General features: G+C 50.8%; 17 protein-coding genes. 10 read left to right on the forward strand and 7 right to left on the reverse strand.

Going from position 1 to position 19,729, the window contains the following annotated elements; all coding sequences use genetic code 11:
- Window positions 1-67 precede the first annotated feature (67 nt).
- The 4 genes from ICL55_RS06780 (at window position 68) to ICL55_RS06795 (ending at window position 4,843) form a co-directional block, all read left to right on the forward strand.
- A complete protein-coding gene (locus tag ICL55_RS06780) occupies window positions 68-1,078 on the forward strand; it encodes an NADP-dependent oxidoreductase (RefSeq protein WP_188095263.1) in 1,011 nt (336 codons plus the stop codon).
- A gap of 8 nt (window positions 1,079-1,086) precedes the next feature.
- On the forward strand, window positions 1,087-1,887 hold the full coding sequence (fdhD, locus tag ICL55_RS06785) for a formate dehydrogenase accessory sulfurtransferase FdhD (RefSeq protein ID WP_188095264.1): 801 nt from the start codon (window positions 1,087-1,089) through the stop codon (window positions 1,885-1,887).
- 103 nt (window positions 1,888-1,990) lie between these two features.
- Window positions 1,991-4,291, forward strand: a complete 2,301-nt coding sequence (locus tag ICL55_RS06790; protein ID WP_188095265.1) for an FdhF/YdeP family oxidoreductase — start codon at window positions 1,991-1,993, stop codon at window positions 4,289-4,291.
- 3 nt (window positions 4,292-4,294) lie between these two features.
- Window positions 4,295-4,843 carry a putative glycolipid-binding domain-containing protein gene (locus tag ICL55_RS06795; RefSeq protein ID WP_188095266.1) on the forward strand — a complete coding sequence of 183 codons (549 nt, stop codon included), beginning with the start codon at window positions 4,295-4,297 and terminating at the stop codon, window positions 4,841-4,843.
- Between the two features lie 276 nt (window positions 4,844-5,119).
- Here ICL55_RS06795 and ICL55_RS06800 read toward each other — a convergent pair whose 3' ends face one another.
- Window positions 5,120-6,211 (reverse strand): NAD(P)H-dependent flavin oxidoreductase, encoded by a 1,092-nt coding sequence (locus ICL55_RS06800; RefSeq protein WP_188095267.1) that lies wholly within the window; start codon window positions 6,209-6,211, stop codon window positions 5,120-5,122.
- Window positions 6,212-6,239: 28 nt separating this feature from the next.
- Complete coding sequence (locus ICL55_RS06805; RefSeq protein ID WP_188095268.1) at window positions 6,240-8,150, reverse strand: BamA/TamA family outer membrane protein; 1,911 nt, start codon at window positions 8,148-8,150, stop codon at window positions 6,240-6,242.
- Between the two features lie 154 nt (window positions 8,151-8,304).
- Here ICL55_RS06805 and ICL55_RS06810 point away from each other — a divergent pair, with 154 nt between their 5' ends.
- Window positions 8,305-8,466, forward strand: coding sequence for a DUF1328 family protein (locus ICL55_RS06810; protein WP_188095269.1), 162 nt, complete (start codon window positions 8,305-8,307; stop codon window positions 8,464-8,466).
- A 35-nt stretch (window positions 8,467-8,501) separates the two neighbouring features.
- Here ICL55_RS06810 and ICL55_RS06815 read toward each other — a convergent pair whose 3' ends face one another.
- A complete protein-coding gene (locus ICL55_RS06815; protein WP_168803542.1) occupies window positions 8,502-9,260 on the reverse strand; it encodes a DUF695 domain-containing protein in 759 nt (252 codons plus the stop codon).
- 449 nt (window positions 9,261-9,709) lie between these two features.
- Here ICL55_RS06815 and ICL55_RS06820 point away from each other — a divergent pair, with 449 nt between their 5' ends.
- Window positions 9,710-12,205 carry a TonB-dependent receptor gene (locus tag ICL55_RS06820; protein ID WP_188095270.1) on the forward strand — a complete coding sequence of 832 codons (2,496 nt, stop codon included), beginning with the start codon at window positions 9,710-9,712 and terminating at the stop codon, window positions 12,203-12,205.
- 214 nt (window positions 12,206-12,419) lie between these two features.
- Complete coding sequence (locus ICL55_RS06825) at window positions 12,420-12,893, forward strand: acyl-CoA thioesterase (protein ID WP_078672521.1); 474 nt, start codon at window positions 12,420-12,422, stop codon at window positions 12,891-12,893.
- A gap of 39 nt (window positions 12,894-12,932) precedes the next feature.
- Here ICL55_RS06825 and ICL55_RS06830 read toward each other — a convergent pair whose 3' ends face one another.
- The 3 genes from ICL55_RS06830 to ICL55_RS06840 all read right to left on the reverse strand — a co-directional run bounded on the left by ICL55_RS06830 (window position 12,933) and on the right by ICL55_RS06840 (window position 15,355).
- Complete coding sequence (locus tag ICL55_RS06830) at window positions 12,933-14,714, reverse strand: ABC transporter ATP-binding protein (RefSeq protein WP_188095271.1); 1,782 nt, start codon at window positions 14,712-14,714, stop codon at window positions 12,933-12,935.
- Between the two features lie 118 nt (window positions 14,715-14,832).
- Window positions 14,833-15,090: a hypothetical protein gene (locus ICL55_RS06835; RefSeq protein WP_188095272.1), complete on the reverse strand. Its 258-nt coding sequence runs from the start codon at window positions 15,088-15,090 to the stop codon at window positions 14,833-14,835.
- Window positions 15,091-15,157: 67 nt separating this feature from the next.
- Window positions 15,158-15,355 (reverse strand): hypothetical protein, encoded by a 198-nt coding sequence (locus ICL55_RS06840; RefSeq protein WP_188095273.1) that lies wholly within the window; start codon window positions 15,353-15,355, stop codon window positions 15,158-15,160.
- An 88-nt stretch (window positions 15,356-15,443) separates the two neighbouring features.
- On the opposite strand from ICL55_RS06840, the gene ICL55_RS06845 reads away from it, so the two are divergent.
- The 3 genes from ICL55_RS06845 to nfi are packed head-to-tail and all read left to right on the forward strand — an operon-like array spanning window position 15,444 to window position 18,023.
- Entirely contained in the window at window positions 15,444-16,109 is a 666-nt protein-coding gene (locus ICL55_RS06845; protein WP_188095274.1) for an MgtC/SapB family protein, read from the forward strand.
- Window positions 16,110-16,116: 7 nt separating this feature from the next.
- Entirely contained in the window at window positions 16,117-17,316 is a 1,200-nt protein-coding gene (locus ICL55_RS06850; protein ID WP_188095275.1) for a DUF763 domain-containing protein, read from the forward strand.
- Window positions 17,316-18,023 carry a deoxyribonuclease V gene (gene nfi, locus ICL55_RS06855; RefSeq protein ID WP_188095276.1) on the forward strand — a complete coding sequence of 236 codons (708 nt, stop codon included), beginning with the start codon at window positions 17,316-17,318 and terminating at the stop codon, window positions 18,021-18,023. Before ICL55_RS06850 ends, nfi begins: the two co-directional genes overlap by 1 nt.
- 3 nt (window positions 18,024-18,026) lie before the next feature.
- On the opposite strand, the gene ICL55_RS06860 is transcribed toward nfi, so the two are convergent.
- Window positions 18,027-19,655, reverse strand: coding sequence for a hypothetical protein (locus tag ICL55_RS06860; RefSeq protein WP_188095277.1), 1,629 nt, complete (start codon window positions 19,653-19,655; stop codon window positions 18,027-18,029).
- Window positions 19,656-19,729: the final 74 nt, after the last annotated feature.

Genomic DNA, 19,729 nt, shown 5'->3' on the forward strand with positions numbered 1-19,729 from the left:
TGAAAACATCGTTAAACAAAAGTTGTTTTTCCCCGTTAAGACAAGATATACCCGTAAACCAGTTTTCATGAAAATACAACAGATCCTGCTGAACGAACGGCCCGAAGGCCTGCCATCTTCTGATACATTTAAAACAGTGGGCACGGAACTGCCCGCCCCTGCCGAAGGCGAAGTGTTGCTCCAGCCGCTTTATTTCTCTGTAGACCCCTACATGCGCGGCCGCATGAGTGATGCCCGCTCCTATATCCCACCCTTCAAAGTGCAGGAACCGATAGAAAGCGGCGGCGTAGCCACGGTGGTGGACAGTAAAGATGCCCGCTTCGCGCCCGGCGACCTGGTAATGCCCGGTGGCGGTAAAAATTTCTTCCCCTGGGCCACCGGCATCCTTTTCTCCGGTGATCATCTCCGTAAAATAGACAGCAGTATTCCGCCAACCTATTACCTGGGCGTATTAGGTATGCCCGGACTGACCGCCTACTTTGGCCTCATGGACATCGGTAAACCCAAATCCGGCGAAACAGTCGTTATCTCCGGCGCTGCCGGGGCAGTGGGACTGGTAGCCGGACAAATAGCCAAACTACAGGGATGCCGCGTGGTGGGTATCGCCGGTGGCGAGGAAAAGGTGAAGTTGCTCACCAGCGATTTTAACTTCGATGCAGCGATCAACTATAAGGGGAACGCTAACCTGAGCACGGCCGTGGCTGCTGCCTGCCCTAATGGCGTAGACATCTACTTCGACAATGTGGGCGGCGATATCTCTGATGCCGTCATGGAACACCTGAACTTCTTTGCCCGCATTCCCGTATGCGGACAGATTGCCTTGTACAACAGCACCGACGTTCCCATGGGACCCCGGGTACAACCCACACTGATCAAGTTCAGTGTCCTCATGCAGGGATTTACCATCGGTAACTACGCCCATCGCTACATGGAGGGCATGCAGCAGCTGGGCGAATGGATCCGCGCGGGCAAAATAAAATATACCGAAACGGTTATCGAAGGGTTTGACCAGCTGCCCACAGCGCTGCTGGGATTATTTTCCGGCCAAAACAGCGGTAAGATGATCGTGAAAGTGTAATTTTAACTATGCCAAATGCTGTTGTTCATACCCGTATAAAAAGAGTCACCGCCGCAGGAGTAACTGATACCGAAGATATCCTGGCAGCAGAAGAACCATTGGAAATAAGACTGGAACACGGTCCTACCCATAACCGCCGGCAGCAGAATGTTGCAGTTACCATGCGCACGCCGGGGCAGGACGAAGAACTGGCCACCGGCTTTCTGTTTACCGAAGGCATCATTCCCGGTGCTGCCGCCGTGAAGCAGGTGATACTGACAGAAACGCCCGGCGGCAGCCTGGCAACCGTTTTGCTAAGAGAACAGATAGTACCTTTTCTCGATAAAAGCCAGCGTCATTTTCAGGCGACAGCCGCCTGTGGCATGTGCGGCAAATCCTCCATCGAAAATATTCATACCGGCGTTAACGTTAGCCAGTCCGCCCGGCGCACTCCCGGCCAGTGGATTTCACAGTTACCGGAACGGCTGCGGGCGCAACAGGCGCTTTTCCGGCATACCGGCGGCCTTCATGCTGCCGCCCTGGTAGATGACACCGGCCAGATATTATTGCTGCGGGAAGATATAGGTCGCCACAACGCTGTCGATAAAATCATAGGCGCCGCACTTGCACAACAGCTCCCATTACAACAAAGCCTGTTACTGCTCAGCGGCCGCGCAGGATTTGAACTGATACAAAAAGCAGCCATGGCGGGCATTCCCATCATCGCCGCCATTGGCGCACCCTCCAGTATGGCCGTTAAAATGGCCGCCGAATGGAACATCACCCTGATTGGATTTTTAAAGGAAGACAGGTACAATCAGTATACCTAGCTCCGACTGACAGGATAACGATAGTCCGACCGGGAACGAAGATAAATACGTAGCTTGCCGGAGAAACATACCACTATCACGGCGCTAAAAATCATGGAACTATATGGCGTTACATACTGAGTTGACACCGGTCAGATTCACCGGGCTTAAACTCACCAAACCGGCCACTGTGGCTGCCGGCATTCCGGCAGTGGTTTCCAGCATGAAACATATGCTGGAAGCTATGAATGCCTTCAGGGCCATGAAAGCATTGCTGGAACTGAACCAGAAAGACGGCTTTGACTGCCCCGGCTGCGCATGGCCCGACCCCGACGATGAGCGTTCCCCTATTGCAGAATATTGTGAAAACGGCGCCAAAGCCATTGCAGAAGAAGCCACTACCCGTAAGCTGGACCCCGCGTTCTTTGCGGCCAACAGCATCGCTTCACTGGGAGCACTCACCGACTACGAAATTGGTAAAAAAGGAAGGATAGCTCAGCCCATGTACCTCGCACCCGGCGCCACCCACTATGCACCGGTGTCGTGGGAAGAAGCTTATCATAAAATAGCAACACAGCTGCGCCAGCTCAGCTCCCCCGACGAAGCGGTGTTTTACACCTCCGGCCGTACCAGCAATGAAGCAGCCTTTCTCTACCAGCTGATGGTAAGGGAATATGGCACCAACAACCTGCCGGACTGCTCCAATATGTGCCACGAATCCAGTGGCGTAGCCCTCGGCGAAGCTGTAGGCATCGGCAAAGGATCGGTTACCCTGGAAGATGTACATCAGGCAGAAGTGATCATTATCCTTGGCCAGAACCCGGGCACCAACCACCCACGGATGCTCACCGCCCTGCAGAAAGCGAAAGCCAACGGTGCCACTATCATCTCAGTGAACCCGCTGAAGGAAACCGGGTTGCTCAACTTCCTCAATCCGCAGACCGTAAAAGGAATACTACAGGTAAAAACGCATCTCACCGATATCTTCCTTCAAATAAAAATCAATGGTGACATGGCTTTGCTCAAAGCGCTGGCCCTGTTGCTGCTGGAAGAAGAAGAGAGAAATCCGGGTACCGTATTCGATCAGGCATTTATCAGCAACAATACCAGCGGGTATGACGAGTACATCGCGCATCTGCGACAGCACCGTCTGGCAGACCTTTCCGCCGCCTGCGGCATCCCGGAAGATCAGCTGCGGCTGGCCGCCTCCGCGCTGATGCATAAACAAAAGATCGTCGCCTGCTGGGCCATGGGACTTACCCAACACAAAAACGCTGTTGACACCATCCGGGAGATCGTAAACCTGTTACTGCTCAAAGGTAGTATCGGCAAGCCCGGCGCCGGCACCTGCCCGGTGAGAGGACATAGCAACGTACAGGGCGACAGGACAATGGGCATCTATGAAAAACCGGCTGCCGCGCTGTTACAAAAACTGGAAGCGGTATACGGCTTTAAACCGCCCTATAAACACGGCTACGATGTGGTACATGCCATCCATGCCATGCACCGCGGCGACGCCAAAGTGTTCATCGCCATGGGCGGCAACTTCCTCTCCGCCACCCCGGATACCACCTACACCGCGCAAGCCCTGCGCAACTGCCGTCTTACCGTACACGTATCTACGAAGCTGAACAGAAGCCATCTCGTATATGGCCGGGAAGCCTTGATACTGCCGTGTTTGGGTCGTAGCGACAAAGATAGGCAACAAGAACAGACGCAATTTGTCACCTGCGAAAACTCCATGGGCGTAGTGCAGATGTCGAAAGGCAACCTGCATCCTATTTCCGAACACCTGAAAAGTGAGCCGGTAATCGTCTGCGAAATGGCACAGGCCATACTCGGCGGGGAAAGCAAAGTGCCATGGCAACAATACACCCAACACTATGACCATATCCGGGATGCCATCGAAAAAGTCATCCCCGGCTTCGACGACTATAACAAACGTGTGCGCCACCCCGGCGGGTTCTATCTGCCCAACGGCTCCAGAACAGGCCAGTTCAATACCAGTACCGGCAAAGCCAATTTTAATGTGGCGCCGGTAACGGAAATGCCGCTTCGCCCGGAAGAATACCTGATGATGACCATCCGCAGCCACGATCAGTTCAATACCACGATCTACGGACTGGATGACCGTTACCGCGGCGTACACCACGAACGGCGGGTCATCTTCATGAACCCGGAAGACATTGCCCACGCCGGATTTACCGCCGGTCAGGTGGTAGACCTCTATAACTATCACGGGCAAACGGAACGGGTAGCGCCCGGCTTTATCATCGTCGCCTATGATATTCCGGCCGGATGCACCGCTACCTACTTCCCCGAGACCAACGTGCTGGTACCGGTAGACACCGTGGCCGATAAAAGCAACACACCCGCATCCAAAAGTGTGATCATTCAGATTAAATCATCCACCATAAAAAGATAAATCATGGGACCAGTAGTATGGCAGGCCACCAAATGGCCCGCAACGGAATTTTTGACGGTGACAAAGCAGGAACACAACAGCCTGGTCAAAGGGATTATCAATGGCTGCACTGAGGCCGAGCCTTTCTCTATTCAGTATGAAATTGAGATCACGCCGGACTGGAAAGTATCCTCCTTCCACATCATACGGGACGGGCTCCAGCCAACAGCGCTGAAACTCACTTCAGACCTCAACGGCCACTGGTTTGACAAAGACGGGAATCACATTGAAGCCTTTGATGATTGCAGAGACATCGACATTTCATTGACGCCTTTCACGAATACCTTGCCTATACGAAGACTGGCATTTGAGCAGGGAGAAAGGAAACTACTGAACATGCTCTATATTAAACTGCCGGAGTTTGAGCTGCAAAAACTACCGCAGTACTATACTAAAATAGATAGCCACCTGTATCTCTATGAAAATGGCGACAGTGGCTTCCGGGCGGAATTACCGGTAGATGAAAACGGCATTGTGAAAGATTATCCGGGCATTTTTACACGGATTTATTAATCGGGATCACAATTCCCAATTCCCGCGGCCATGGATGCCTACGTTTTTTTTGGGTTCCCAGGGCTCACGCCCCGGGCTACGATGTTATTCAATTTCTTTATTAGGATTGGCTAATTTAATTACGCAAGAGACCACACCGCAGCCCAGCGCTTAAAAATGTGATACTCCATAAACGAACGAACTCATACCGATAAAGGATTTGAATGACATCGTAGCCCGGGGCGTGAGCCCTGGGAACCTGCGAAATCGGGAAATATCGCCGGGAATTTGCGACGTCTACGCCCCCTTGGGGATCTGCCCCCCACGGTTCAATATCTTCTCAGCGGCCATCCGCAATTCGTCCATGATCTCTGCAGCAGGCAATGCTTTCGCCATCCGCGCTGCTTGTCCTGCGTACATCACGATAAAAGCAGGATCGTCCAGTTCCTTTGCCACCTTACGCACTGCTTGTGTGAGTGCGTCCTGTACGGGATATACGTTCAGCGGCAATCCGGATGCATCAATGCCGTCCATGAGTGCATTTTCAATCCCTCTCGCCCACCGGCCGGAGAATGCACGGGTAATACGTGTGCCCGTATCCGTGACAGTAGCTACTTTGTCTTTATGATGGGGCGTAGCTGCACTTTCAGGACTTCTGAGCAATACGCTGCCGCACTGCACCCCGCTGGCGCCAAGGCAGAAGGCAGCAGCGGCGCTGCGCCCGTCCGCAATGCCACCTGCGGCAATAACGGGAAGGGCTATGCGGTCAGCTATCTGTGGCACCAGTGCAATAGTACCTACCTGAGGCAGCGGCCCAGGTAAAAAAGTGCCGCGGTGGCCGCCCGCTTCGATACCCTGCGCCACCACCGCGTCGCAGCCTGCTTTCTCCAGCGCCACGGCTTCTTCTACCGAGGTGGCGGTGCCCAGCAGGAGGCAGCCTTTTTCTTTCAGCAGGACGATACTGGCATCGTCGGGAATACCGAAGGTAAAGCTCACCAGAGACACACCGGCAGCCAGCAACGCGGGTAATTGTTCGCGGTAGGAATAGATTCTCACCGCATCAAAAGCTACGGCAGGCACGGTCAGACCGTTGGCTTTATACAGCTGCTGTAAAAACTGTTGCATCTGCTCAAACGGTGCCTGCTCCGCCAGCGCCGGTATTTCGTACGTAAAAAGATTCACTGCGAAAGGTCTGGACGTGAGTGCTTTCACCTCTGCTATCAGCGCCGCCACCCGCTCAGGCGGCAGACCGCCAACCGGCAGCGATCCCAGTCCACCGCCATTACTCATGGCCGCCACCATCGCCGGTGTGGTGATACCCAGCATGGGCGCCTGTATAAAGGGATATTCAATGCCCAGCAGGGAGGTAAGTCTGTTTTTCCATTCCATATATCTTCGTTTTTTCAGTTAACAGTCATCAGAGAAAACTCAGGAAAGCGGGCGCCTTCAGCGCCGACACATCAAACCGGAAATCCACAATGGTGGTAATTTCCAACATACTCTTGGGTTGCAGTACCGGTGCATTCGGGTAATAATACCCTGATACCTTGATGGTATTGAGCGAGAGGTTTTCATTTTTGATCCGGAAACCGCCCCCCACGCCAAGGTACACGGGATTGCTGAACAGGTTGTCATTTTTGGCGGTGATCATGGACGCCTGCAGCGAAGCAAAGAAATTGAATTTAAAGCCGAGGAACCGTAGCGGGCTGTAGTACACGGTTTCTGAGCCGAAATTAAGACGTTGGTAACCATTCAGCTTGGTATAGCGGTATCCCCAGATACCGTTGTCGTTATTGATATTAAGTGGCTTGTAGAAAAACGGATTGGGGCTTTCCAGATAGTCCAGATTCAGGAACTGGCGGAAACGGGACTTCCTGATGGAGAAAAGCCGGCTATAGTATTCTGCCCTCGCATGGATAACGGCATCCTCCAGGGCGCCACTCTGCCAAAAGGTACTAACGCCCACGGTTGTATTAAAGAGCCCCTGCCTTCTGGTAGTCCAGTATTTCTGGGCTTCCAGGCCGGTATACAGCCGGCGCCTGTCGCGCCAGGTTTCCCAGCCGGTGGCGGCCTTAAAATTATACCCCAGCGGAATATCCTCTGTTCTGCCAAAGCCGAAGAACTGGTGCGCCTTAAAGTAGTCCAGCCGGTACACCTGGAACTCCAGCAGATAATATCGATGATCGTTGTATACAGGGTCTTTCTTAAACAGCTCCTGATCGGGCGTTCGGGAGAAATTGAGATTAAAATGCCGGAACAGTACTGCGAAGTTAGGCTTATGGCTGGTACCGTTATGCTCATAGTTGTTGATGAAGTTGTAACCTATCCAGCCATCGATCACCGCATAGCGGTAGTCGCGGTAAAGCAGGCTGTCGATGGTCTGTTGCTCCCTTCCCAGGATGTTGATAGACCAGTTCTCCGCCAGCGTGAGCCCGCCCACCCATTTGGCGGCGTTGCGGTACAGTGGCCGGTTGAGGCTCAGGAAAATAGTCCCTTCGTATACATTGGTGTCCAGCGGGGTGGTATTGTTGAGCGTCGAATAGCCGACGCTTACGTCCACGAAAGAGCCGAGCACGTTGTATTTGGTGTAACGTGCCTCCGTATTCCAGGTAGGCGTATAGTCACTGCGCCACTGGAAACCCACCTGCAGTGCCTGTCCCGCTCCCAGCAGGTTATTGTTGGATACCCGGGCTTTGATGTTGCTGGCGCTGAACTGCGACAGGTCCACACCGTATTCAAACACATCTTTGGTAAGCACCTCCACATCAACAGAATCGGAGTCCGGGTTGGCGTTCCGTACGTGAATACGGGCATCGGAGAAGAAGGGCCGGTTACGCAGGTAACGTTCGTTATCCGCCAGCTCGTATGGGTCGAGCCGCGAGCCTTCCCTGAAAAACAGCGACTGGCGGATCATCCATTCCCGGGAATCGAAGTGCAGCCGGTTGGCCAGATGGATCAGCTTCATGCTGGTGGTAAAGGTGGTATCATTGATATTACGGGGGCCAAACACCTTTACCTGGCGGTAGTAGATATTCCTGATCACTTTGCCCACAAACGGGGTAAAATATGCCTCACTTTTGGTGATGACGCTGTCCATGTCCACGTCAGGCGTTTCTACGTCCTGTTTGGTAATACGGCGGATAAAGGACTGACGGTACTCCTTATTTCGCAGTGAATCCCGGTATTCTCCTATCTTTTTCATGAGACCGTTGCCCCGCCGGGGTGTGGTGTCCGCTACAGGGGGATTCTGTGCAAACGCGATCTGGCACCAGCAAAGGAGCCAGCAGGTAACAGAAATAGTAGTTAATATTTTAAGTTCCGTCCTCAAAGGTTATCGAAGGTGACAAGTATATTAAAAAAAAATGGGATTGCGTGTAATGCAATTATTGTACTGGACCGGAATAATAATTGAATGAAGCAGAAGGGATAAGAAAGTTTGTTGCAACCAGTAATACATATTGTTCACCTTAAAACCTTCTGCTATGTTACGTTGGGCGTTAATATTCTTTATTGTGGCTATAATAGCGGCACTCTTCGGTTTTGGTGGTATTGCCGCCGGCGCCGCGTCTATTGCCAAAATACTGTTTTTTATTTTCCTGGTGTTGTTCCTTATTTCTCTATTGTCAGGACTGCTCAGGAAATAAACAAAAAAGCAGGGATGTTGTCATCCCTGCTTTTTCTATTTTACGATGCTGGTTTCCCAGCCGTCATATTCTGCGTTGACTTGTTGTGCCAGCTCCCAGAGGGTCATGACCACACTATCAATCGTGGCCTCGCTGGCTTTGTCCGACCGTGACACACACAATTTGAACGGAAACTCAGGATTGTCATTTTTCATGTCATGCGCAATCTCGAAACCATTCTCACGGATATGTTCCCAGTAAGCCGTTTTGTCTTCTTCTGTCCGGAAATGAATCCAGTGTTCGATGGGGCGTTCCCGTTCAGACATGTCGCCATGCTGACGGAGCATCCGCAGTACTTTCCTGTTCTGGATACGCTGGAACTCATAGACGTCGGGAAACAAAAAATCGAAGTAAAGTTCCCAGTTGTTATCTTCTTTTACACCGTAATCATACCGGTAATCCGGGAATTTGATCATGGCATCCGCAATGAATTTATCATGCAGCAATAGATTGCCTGTATAAAAATAAAAGTCTCGTACACCATTGGAAAAAGTACGGCCCACAAAATGCGCATCCAGATTGGTTGTTAGCTGTTCTACCAGGCTGTCCTCTATCTCGCCCATGATGGCGAATTCATCGTTCTGTGGAAATCCGTCTTCCCGCGGATTGTTCAGGTATACCGTAATATATATGGCATTCGGCTTCTCCTTCAATGGTGCAAATCGTCTCAGATCAAGGTCAAGGCCTATTACTGCTGGACTTTCTTCAATATGGCACGTGTAAATATCCCAGTCCGGTCGGTAATCCTTATGCATATAAAAAAATTAAAATAACGCAACAGCTGGCTGTAAAGATACGTAGCTATCCGTTATCATCGAAATCATTTTCACGCAAAGAAATATATAAGGCTCACATTTTTTTTGTAAGAAGCAAAGGAGCTGCACGCAAAGAAACACAGAAGGCCTGCGTTTTTTTGTAAGACGCAAAGGAAATAAAATGTGATCTCCGCTCCTTTGCTTCTTACCTGCAAATCTGGGTCTTATATATTTCTTTGCGTGAACTTAACACTAATTAACACTCGTGGATTTTCAGGCACACCCATTGTGAAACCATTACCTGCAAAGAATCCTGCGCGATTCTGAAGTTCAAACATGTTACTGTGGAGGATTCTGACACACCTTTCATCCTAAAAAAATGATTTTCTTCCTGCATTAAAAGTAAATTTACCGCCGCTATAAATTGTTGGACGCTAGTAAAAGAAATTATGAGAAAAGTTGTATTGCTATTGACAGGATGGATGTTCTTGTTTAACCTGGCATTAACGGCACAGCAGCACGGCACCAAACCACCTGCTGCCAACGCCGGAACGATCTACGGAAAACTGCTCGACGTACAGACAGGCAAACCGGTAGAATATGCCTCTGTGGCGTTGTTACGCCCGGACTCTTCCGTGCTCACCGGTATGCTCTCCAAACCCAATGGTGACTTTAACTTTGAAAATCTCGCTATCGGTAAATATATCCTGAAAGTAAACTTCATCGGGTATGAAGCATTCTTCAAACCTGTATCCCTCAACGCTAAAAGCACCAGCGTTGATGCGGGCAATATTAAACTGCACCCCAATGTAAAGTCGCTGGCTGCTGTCAACGTGGTAGGCGAGAAACCAGCCTTTACCATGGCGATCGATAAAAGGGTGTTTAACGTAGAGAAGAACCTGGCCAGCATCGGAGGCACGGCTACGGATGTACTGAAACAGGTACCGTCTGTGAGCGTAGATATCGACGGTAACGTGAGCGTACGCAACGGCGCCCCCACCATCTTTGTAGACGGCCGCCCTACCACCCTCACACTCGACCAGATCCCGGCCGATGCCATCGCCAATATTGAAGTAGTCACCAACCCATCCGCGAAATATGATGCGGAAGGCATGAGTGGTATCTTAAACATCGTCCTGAAAAAAAATAAAAAAGCAGGTATCAACGGCCTGCTCAGCGCAGGCGTCACCTCTCTCGGCAGCACCAATACCGGCATCGATTTTAACCTGCGACAGGAAAAATTCAACTTCTTCGTAAACTATGGTACCCGTAACCGTAAGTCGCCCATGACCAGCCGTATCTCCCGGAAAAATATCCTGTCAGATACGACTACCTATACCGATCAATTGCAGGACGGAGACTTCTACCGTAACTTCCAGACAGGCCGCATCGGCTTCGACTGGTTCATCGACAACCGTAATACCCTCACCATTTCAGAAGGCCTCACCGGCGGCAACTTCAACCGCTACAACGACCAGACCCAGCATGAAATGGACATCAACCACCAACTGGTCCGTTACGGCACCGGTATCAACAACAGTAAAAACGGCTTCCGTAACTACACTACCCAGCTGGGTTATAAACACACCTTCGCACGGGAAGGCGAAGAGCTGACGGCAGACTTCACCTATAACTACGCTACCGGTGACAACAGCTCGGCATATTCCCTGCAATACTATAACCTGAAAGGCGATACTATCAACAGCCCGATAAAGCCGCAAAACCGCTACAGTACCGGAGATGGTAAAACCACCTACCTCACCGGACAAATTGATTATGTACGCCCGTTCTCAGAAAAATCAAAAATTGAAATGGGCCTGCGTACCAATACCCGCAAGTTCGATAACTATACCAATACCTTTGGACAGAACTACCCGAGCGGTGCTTTCACCATTGACTCTGCACTGTCCAACAATTATCACTATCAGGAACAGATCAATGCCGGATACGTAAGCTATACCGGCGCTCAGGGCAACTTTGGCTATCAGGCTGGTTTGAGGGCTGAACAGTCCAACTATAACGGTGAGACCCGTTTCGGCGACAAAGCTGCTTATAAGATCAACTACCCGATCAGTCTCTTCCCAAGCGTATTCCTCTCCCAGAAGTTCAAAGGCGACCATGAGCTGCAAGTCAATTACAGCCGCCGCATTCGCCGCCCCTGGTTCCGCGATCTGCTGCCTACTATTGAATACAGCGGACAGAATGCCAGCCGCGGTAATCCCGACCTGCGTCCGGAATTCACCAACTCTTTCGAACTGTCCTACCTGAAAGACATCGCCCATAAGCACAACATACTGGTGTCATTGTACTATCGTAATACCGATAATGCCATCACTGATTTTTATGTAGACACCACCCTTAACCTGAACGGGCAAACGCAAAGGGTATTGTTGTCTTACCCGATCAATGCCAGCACCCGCAACTCGTATGGCGCTGAAATCACCGTCAGAAGCCAGCTTACCAAAGACTGGGACCTTACGGCCAACGTCAATCTTGCACAGACAAAAATCAGTGCCGGCAATCAGGGAGATAACCTTAGCAACTCCGGTTTCACCTGGTTCGGTAAGCTCAACAGCAACACCAAACTGCCGTGGAACCTTACCCTGCAGATCACGGGCGAATATGAATCCCGCCAGATCCTTCCGCAGGGCGAACGCAAACCGGTATACTCCATCGATGCCGGTATCAAAAAAGACATGCTGAAAAATAAAGCCCTGTCGATCTCCCTCACCCTGAACGACATCTTCAATTCAGACCGTAATCTCAGTTATACCAACACCGCCTTCTCCGAAACAGAGAACTATCGCAAACGCCTCACCCGTGAGCTTCGTCTGAATGCCACCTGGCGTTTCGGTAAGATGGACTACAACCTGTTCAAACGTAAAAACAATAAGTCCGGAAAAGACAATAACAACGAGATGGGTGGCGGCGACAAAAGCGAGTAGTTCATGCAAAGGCGCAAAGCAGCAAAGACGCAAAGGTGATATAAGCGAGCAGAGAAAGCAAAGGAGCGAAGATCAAATTTGATCTTCGCTCCTTTGCTTTCTTATTATTCTTAACAATCCTTTGCGTCTTTGCTGCTTTGCGCCTTTGCGTGAATATTTTATTCTTTGCATTCTTTATAGTACTTTGTTTCTTTGCGGGAACAAATCAAGCTACATGGACTCTATTTATCATACTATTACCCTGCGTTTCCTCGCCGAACCTTCTGACGTTAACTTCGGCGGCAAAGTACACGGCGGCTCCGTGATGAAATGGATTGACCAGGCAGGATATACCTGTGCGGCCAATTGGAGCGGACAATATGCGGTGACGGTATATGTGGGTGGTATTCGTTTTTTTAAACCAATTGCCATTGGCGATCTGGTGGAGATCACCGCCACTATCATCTATACAGGTAATACCAGTATGCATATTTCCATTGATGTTTTTGCCGGTAATCCCCGGCAGCAGCATAAGCAAAAGACCACACACTGTGTCATGGTATTTGCCGCGGTAGATGATAATGGTAAAACCATACCGGTGCCCAAATGGACACCGCGTACGGCTAATGAGATCAGTATGGAGAGTTATGCTAAAAAACTAATGGACCTCCGGAAAGATATTGACGAAGAGATGAAGCCCTATATGTAGGCCGATTCTGTGGCCCGGGGCTCCTGCCCCGGGCATATGTTAATGGCTAAACTGCATTTCGCTCAGCATGCGGTACAGGCCACCATCTACACCGATCAACTCAGTATGGGTACCTTGTTCCACAATATTGCCTTTATCCAGTACAATAATTTTGTCTGCCTGCCGGATAGTGGAGAGGCGGTGGGCGATAACGATGGAGGTGCGGCCTTCCATCAGTTTGTCCAGCGCGTCCTGCACCAGTCTTTCTGATTCAGAGTCCAGCGCGGACGTAGCCTCGTCCAGGATAAGGATACGCGGATTTTTGAGCACCGCTCTCGCGATAGCGATACGCTGGCGCTGTCCACCCGACAGCTGAATTCCCCTTTCACCCACGATCGTTTCCAGTCCCAGCGGGAAATTTTTGATAAACTCCCAGGCATTGGCCTTACGGGCGGCGGCTTCTATTTCGTCCTCTGTGGCATCAGGTTTACCATAAGCGATGTTCTCCCGGATGGTGCCGCCGAAAAGGAATACGTCCTGTGGCACCACCGCCATTTGTGAGCGGAGCACCGACAGCGGTATGGAAGCACCCGGCTTGCCGTCGTACAACACGCGGCCTTCCGTAGGCTCATAAAGGCGCAGCAGCAATGATACGATGGTGCTCTTACCTGCGCCGCTGGGGCCTACCAACGCCACTTTCTGGTCTTCCTCCACATCAAAGGAGACATCTTTGAGAATGGTCAGGTCTGGCCGGGAAGGGTAATGGAAAGAGATGTTACGGAAAGAGATCTGCCCATCGAGCTGATCGCCCGGTGCTATCTGCGTTATTGGCGTAATAGCTTCTTCCGGTTCGTCCAGTATCTCCAGCAGGTTCTCCGTAGCGCCGATACTTTTTTGCAGGCTGGTATATATCTCAGCCAGTCCCGCTATGGAGCCGCCGATAAATACAGAGTAAAGGATAAATGACAGCAGTTGCGGCGTGCCAATGCCCATAGACACTCCTCTCCAGATCACCGCCACCAGCGCGCCGAAAATACCCAGGATAATAAAGGAAGAAAAGGCCCCGCGGAATTTACCGCTTTTCATGCCGATGCGGGCCGCCTCATTCGTACGCTGTCGGTAGCGGGCTATTTCAAACTGTTCGTTGGCAAAAGCCTTTACATTGATAATCCCCTGCAGCGTTTCTTCCACCACCGTATTGGCTGCTGCCACCTGTGTCTGCACCTGTTTGGAAAAGCGGCGGATGAACTTACCGAAGAATACCGCTGCCACCATCATAATGGGCAGAATAGCCAGCATAAAGGCGGTCAATTGCCAGGAGGTCACCAGCAGGATGATCACCCCGCCGATGACGATGATCATCTGACGGATAAATTCTGCCAGCGTAGTGGTAAAGGTGTCCTGTAACAGGGAAATATCGGAAGAAATACGACTGGTCAGCTCTCCCACCCTTCTCTCGAGGAAAAACCGCATAGGCAGTTTGATCATATGGCTGTATACATGCTGCCGCAGCGCAGCCAGCGTCTTTTCGGACACATTCACAAAAAGAACGGTCCGGAAGAAAGAGAAAATGGCCTGCGCTACCAGTACAGTCACCAACATGAGTCCGGCCTTATTAAGGCCATGAAGCAGGTCTGCCGTACTTTTAGGATCCACCAGATCGCCCAGCAAACGGGGAAATGCGAGTCCTGCAAGGCTGGATATCAACAAAAAGGCCAGTCCCAGAGCAAATTCACCCCAGTAAGGTTTTACGTAACGGAATAAACGGAAGGTCTTTTTAAGGGACGTCCATGTCAGATTTGGTTTGGGTGCCGGGACGACGGCCGTGGTTTCATTTTGCATTAGGATATATACTTTGTTAATGGGGACGAACTACACACAAATATATTGCATTAAGAAATGCCTTACTTCGGATAAAATAATTTTATTCCGTAGTAAGGCATTGTTAAGGGCAACCGGCTTATTGCGATTTGTGCCCCGGATTTTTGGAGGAATCACCGGCCCCGGTGCCGAAGCGGGCTGAATCTTCGCCCGGATTGATAGCTCCTGGAGGCGTCTGTGCCGCTGGTGCGGTGTCCGGAATGATAGCGGCGGTGTCTGTGGTGCCGCTGTTGTTCAGGTTCATCGAATCCTGGTTGTTGTTTTGTGCGCCGTTGCCACAGGCCGTCAGCATGGCAGCCGATATGCCGGCAACCAGCAGCAGATAAGATACTCTCATGGTCCAGTGTTTAAAGGGTGAAGTAAACAGTTCCATGGTATAACAAGCTTCACCCGGATTAAACTACTTACTGGCGTAAAGTATCCGGTTTGGTCAGGGCGGTGTCCACAGGTATGACGCTGGTGCTGTCTACTTTGGGAATGGACACAGCAGCGGAATCGGCTTCTCTGGAAGCTTCCTTGCTACTGTTACAGGCAAATAAAAGTATACACAGCACTCCTGTAACGCAGGCTACCATAAAAAATTTATATACGAAAGGCTTCATATGGCAGGTATTTATTGTCTTAATTGACATCCTGCAGGAAAGAATTGTGCCAACCCTTACATTTGTAAGAAGATATTTCCCCACTGATATGAAACACGTTTTACAAATTATTCAGGAAGACCAGATACTGAAAGTATGCGTTGCCCTGCTGATAGGCGCTATATTAGGCCTCGAGCGGGAGTACAAACGGAAAGCCGCAGGTATGCGTACCATGACGCTGATCTGCTTAAGCAGCGCTATTTTCACTATTCTCTCTGCTGAACTGGGATATCCCAACAGCCCGGACCGCGTGGCCTCCAATATCCTTACCGGCGTGGGTTTCATCGGTGCAGGGGTTATCTTTAAAAACGATTTTACGATCGACGGCATCACCACCGCAGCCTCTATCTGGATCGCAGCAGCACTTGGCATGGCCATCGGCATGAGCCAGTATGTACTGGCGGTAGGCGGACTGGCAGGCGCTTTGATCGTACTTATTCTGATGGAGTTCAGCGAAAAAAGCATCGCAGAAATCAATGACAAACGTTACTACACGATATACTTTCATGAAGAGAAATTACCGCAGATAGATGTGGAAGGTGTTCTCAACTCTTTTGGCTTAAAATATAAACGAATGTTGATCGTCCGGAAAGAAGCGTTGATTGAAGTCAATTACACAGTCCGGGGAAACCGTAGCAAAATGGAACAATTAGATGAATTTTTGCTACAGAACAAACATATCTCACAATTTCAGGTACAACTAAATCCACTTTAACAATATTATGCCTTCTTATGCAGACATGCCTTTACATTACGGTCACGTACCGCCCTGGCTGGCCAAACGCATGGCCCTTCTGGGTGGCGCTATCGTAGAGGCAATTGTGACAGACTACGGTAAAAGTGAAGTAATAAGGCGGTTGAGCGACCCCTGCTGGTTTCAGGCGCTGGGATGCGTGCTGGGCATGGACTGGCATTCCTCCGGTATCACGACCAGCGTCATGGGCGCATTGAAAAAAGCCATCAATCCCCGCTCTCAGGAACTGGGTATTTATATCTGCGGAGGCAAAGGCCGCCACAGCCGCGAAACGCCGGCTGAACTGATGCGCATTGCCGAAAAAACCGGGCTGCCCGGCGAGCAGCTGGTACACAGCAGTAAACTTACCGCCAAGGTAGACAACACCGCTATCCAGGACGGTTTTCAGCTGTATCTCCACTCTTTCATTTTATCGACGGACGGCGACTGGGCCGTGGTACAACAGGGCATGAACGATGCCAGCAGCATGGCGCGCCGCTATCACTGGCATTCCACAGCATTCACCTCCTACACGGAAGCGCCCCATACTTTTATCTACGGCCGCAATCAGGGCATGATCCTCAATCTTACCGATACGCAGGCCGCTTCCACTAAAAGTGGCATCATGCAATTGCTGGAGGAAAAGCCGGCACAGCTGCTGCCCGAAATACGCAACCTCGTCATGCCTTCCCATCATGATGTACGCGCGGAAAATGTGAACCTGAAACGCCTCGGCAGCGTGCTGGCGCTGGCACACGACGTACATCCCGCTAATTTTGAATCCCTGCTGATGCTGGAAGGCGTAGGCCCGCGAACGTTACAGTCCCTCACCCTTGTCAGTGAAGTGATACACGGTACTCCCTCCCGTTTCGAAGATCCGGCACGGTTTTCCTTCGCTCATGGCGGAAAAGACGGACATCCGTTCCCGGTGCCTACCCGGATCTATGATGAAACAATCGAAACACTGCGGGACGCGCTCAACAAGGCTAAAATAGGCCATACCGACAAACAGGAGGCCATCCGCAAACTGTCTGTTCTGTCCCAACAAATAGAACAGGATTTTGAGCCCAACGCTAATTTCGAAAAGGTGATAGAACGGGAAAAAAGGGACTCGTGGAAGTATGGCGGACGTACCGTGTTTGGTAAAGCGGCCCCGCCGAAAGACGGGGAACAACTATCTTTATTCTGATGCAACAGCGGAAATTCATGAAAGACTACAACACCCTCACGGTACCCGAAGCGACCCTGCTGCAGCAGGAGATGCGCAAAGAAGTGATCACGGCGCCCTTCAACGGGAAAATACAGCTCATCGCCGGAGCCGATATCTCCTTTAATAAGTTCAGCACTACCGTATACGCAGGAATTGTTTTGATGCGGTTCCCCAGCCTCGAACCGGTGGGCTACAGCCTGGTAGTCAAAGAAGTGACCTTCCCTTATGTGCCGGGGTTCCTGGCTTTCCGGGAAGTGCCCGCGCTGCTGGATGCCTGGCAACAACTGCCCCGGAAACCGGACGTGCTCGTGGTGGATGGCCATGGTATCGCTCATCCGCGGCGTATGGGCATCGCCTCCCATTTCGGGGTACTGGCCGGACAGGTGACGGTTGGCAGCGCCAAGAAAAAGTTATACGGCCACTATGAAGAACCCGGAGAAGAAAAAGGCGCGCATACCCCGCTGACAGATAAACAGGGTGCTGTTATCGGCACTGTGCTGCGCAGCAAACAAAAGGTAAAACCCATCTTCGTCTCCCCCGGACACCTGATTGATGTGGCGGGAAGCTTGTCACTGGTGGAACAATGCGTACGGAAACACCGGCTGCCGGAACCTACGCGGCTGGCACATAATGCGGTCAACCAGTTCCGGCTGGGCGTTCTCCCCGAAGGCTATACCTCCGCCTGATAGTTAGAATTGTATCCAGGCCACACAGGCTTGTTTTTCTGTGCCTTTACGGCTGATCATCACGGTAGTGTATACACGTTGCGTACTGTCATAGTGAGACGCACCCATCATACAATAGTATCCTTTGGTCACCTCCGGCATTCCAAACAGGAAGAGCCGCTCCATCTTACCGTTATAAAACCGGTAACAAACGAAATTGGCGTCTGCCACATATTTCAGCGGTTTCTTCACTTTGTCCTGCCCGCCGGTATCGAGATATTGCAGGTAATCATTGAACAACACAAACGTGGCGTTAGGAATATTAACGTAATCGTAGGAAAGATAGGTGTTGGTATTCAGCGCAGCGATCTTGTTACGAAACACCCACTCACTCTTCATTCTGCGATGCAACGAAAAGGGCTCACAAACACCGGTGATCGATTGGTATTTAGACACGGCCAGGGTTTCATTTTCCCGGCCGCTGGAATCCAGCAGGGCCACGCCGATGTCGCCCATATTGGTATGCAGCTTATTGATCTGCGTATTACCTTGTTTGTAGCGGGTAAGGGTTTCCAGCAGCAGCGTGCCGCTGCCGTCCGGCTGCCAGTAGATGCGCTGCGGCGCACCTTTATAGTCTTCTTTATAACCGAGGTTCATCTGCACGTTCTTTCCCAACTCCGGAAACGACAGCTGCTGGTGTTTACGCAGCTTGCCGGAAGATAACAGGGTATTCAGAAAGATGCCGCTGCTGCCGTCTGACCGCTGCCCCGGTACGTACAACAATAACTTCACTTCATCGCGGGCCGACAGATACTGCTGATAACCACTTACGTCGCTGAAGTTGGCCGTATAGTCGAGCACGTGATGCGCAAAGGTGGCCGAATCGGGCGACAGCGCAGAGAAGATGACCTTAGACCAGGGCTCGCTGCCTTTCCTTTTGGCATTAAAACCTACCGTGCTTAGGTACACCTTATCTTTACCGCGTACCGACAGGTTGATATAACTGAAATAGTTATACGCTGTATCCGGCAGATAATAAAACCCGGTATGGAGCAGTTCATGTGACGGGGAGAAATGCATCACCCGGATACGTTCCCGGATGCTGTCATTACGTTGTATCTCCGCGCCATTAAAAAAGGCTACTGCGTAGTAGTCGCTGTCAGGGTCTTTCTCCACATAACAGTCGTGCGAGGCCAGATTCTCCTGCACGTATACACTGCGATGCTGCACGGAGGCCAGTTCTCCCAGTTTATCCTCCCTTAGCATTTTTCCTGTTTGCGGGTCCAGCACCAACCGGAAAAAGACCGGCACATATTTCACCAGTTGCTGTAGAAAGATCACCGGCTGACCATTAATTTCATAGATACCATCTATTTCGGTAGATTCCAGATCTGCAGCATTCCACAGACTGCCAGCCACCGAATCGGCGGCTACCTGCTCATGTTTGGGGTTGTATACGGTCACCCTCAACCCCTCTTTTTTGGAAAAATGTAACCAGAAGGTGTTGCCGTTCTTTAACTGCATCAGTTTATCCCATCCGTCCAAAGGCTCTGCCACAGCAGGTCCCAGGGTTACAATGGGTACTTGTGCGTACAGACTGGCAGGGATAAACAATAAGCATAACCAAACAACTGATCTGATATAGGACATCATCTTATTAATTATATATTTCAAATATATGTAATTATATATAATTATCTATTTATCACATGTATCGCCAGGGCAAA

Origin of the sequence: Chitinophaga varians (assembly GCF_014529945.1) — a bacterium.
Taxonomy (GTDB): Bacteria; Bacteroidota; Bacteroidia; order Chitinophagales; family Chitinophagaceae; genus Chitinophaga; species Chitinophaga varians.

Coding starts and splice junctions, on each gene's coding strand:
- ICL55_RS06780 (WP_188095263.1), top strand. CDS start 68: ATGAAAATACAACAGATCCTGCTGAACGAACGGCCCGAAGGCCTGCCA.
- fdhD (WP_188095264.1), top strand. CDS start 1,087: ATGCCAAATGCTGTTGTTCATACCCGTATAAAAAGAGTCACCGCCGCA.
- ICL55_RS06790 (WP_188095265.1), top strand. CDS start 1,991: ATGGCGTTACATACTGAGTTGACACCGGTCAGATTCACCGGGCTTAAA.
- ICL55_RS06795 (WP_188095266.1), top strand. CDS start 4,295: ATGGGACCAGTAGTATGGCAGGCCACCAAATGGCCCGCAACGGAATTT.
- ICL55_RS06800 (WP_188095267.1), bottom strand. CDS start 6,211: ATGGAATGGAAAAACAGACTTACCTCCCTGCTGGGCATTGAATATCCC.
- ICL55_RS06810 (WP_188095269.1), top strand. CDS start 8,305: ATGTTACGTTGGGCGTTAATATTCTTTATTGTGGCTATAATAGCGGCA.
- ICL55_RS06815 (WP_168803542.1), bottom strand. CDS start 9,260: ATGCATAAGGATTACCGACCGGACTGGGATATTTACACGTGCCATATT.
- ICL55_RS06820 (WP_188095270.1), top strand. CDS start 9,710: ATGAGAAAAGTTGTATTGCTATTGACAGGATGGATGTTCTTGTTTAAC.
- ICL55_RS06825 (WP_078672521.1), top strand. CDS start 12,420: ATGGACTCTATTTATCATACTATTACCCTGCGTTTCCTCGCCGAACCT.
- ICL55_RS06830 (WP_188095271.1), bottom strand. CDS start 14,714: ATGCAAAATGAAACCACGGCCGTCGTCCCGGCACCCAAACCAAATCTG.
- ICL55_RS06835 (WP_188095272.1), bottom strand. CDS start 15,090: ATGAGAGTATCTTATCTGCTGCTGGTTGCCGGCATATCGGCTGCCATG.
- ICL55_RS06840 (WP_188095273.1), bottom strand. CDS start 15,355: ATGAAGCCTTTCGTATATAAATTTTTTATGGTAGCCTGCGTTACAGGA.
- ICL55_RS06845 (WP_188095274.1), top strand. CDS start 15,444: ATGAAACACGTTTTACAAATTATTCAGGAAGACCAGATACTGAAAGTA.
- ICL55_RS06850 (WP_188095275.1), top strand. CDS start 16,117: ATGCCTTCTTATGCAGACATGCCTTTACATTACGGTCACGTACCGCCC.
- nfi (WP_188095276.1), top strand. CDS start 17,316: ATGCAACAGCGGAAATTCATGAAAGACTACAACACCCTCACGGTACCC.
- ICL55_RS06860 (WP_188095277.1), bottom strand. CDS start 19,655: ATGATGTCCTATATCAGATCAGTTGTTTGGTTATGCTTATTGTTTATC.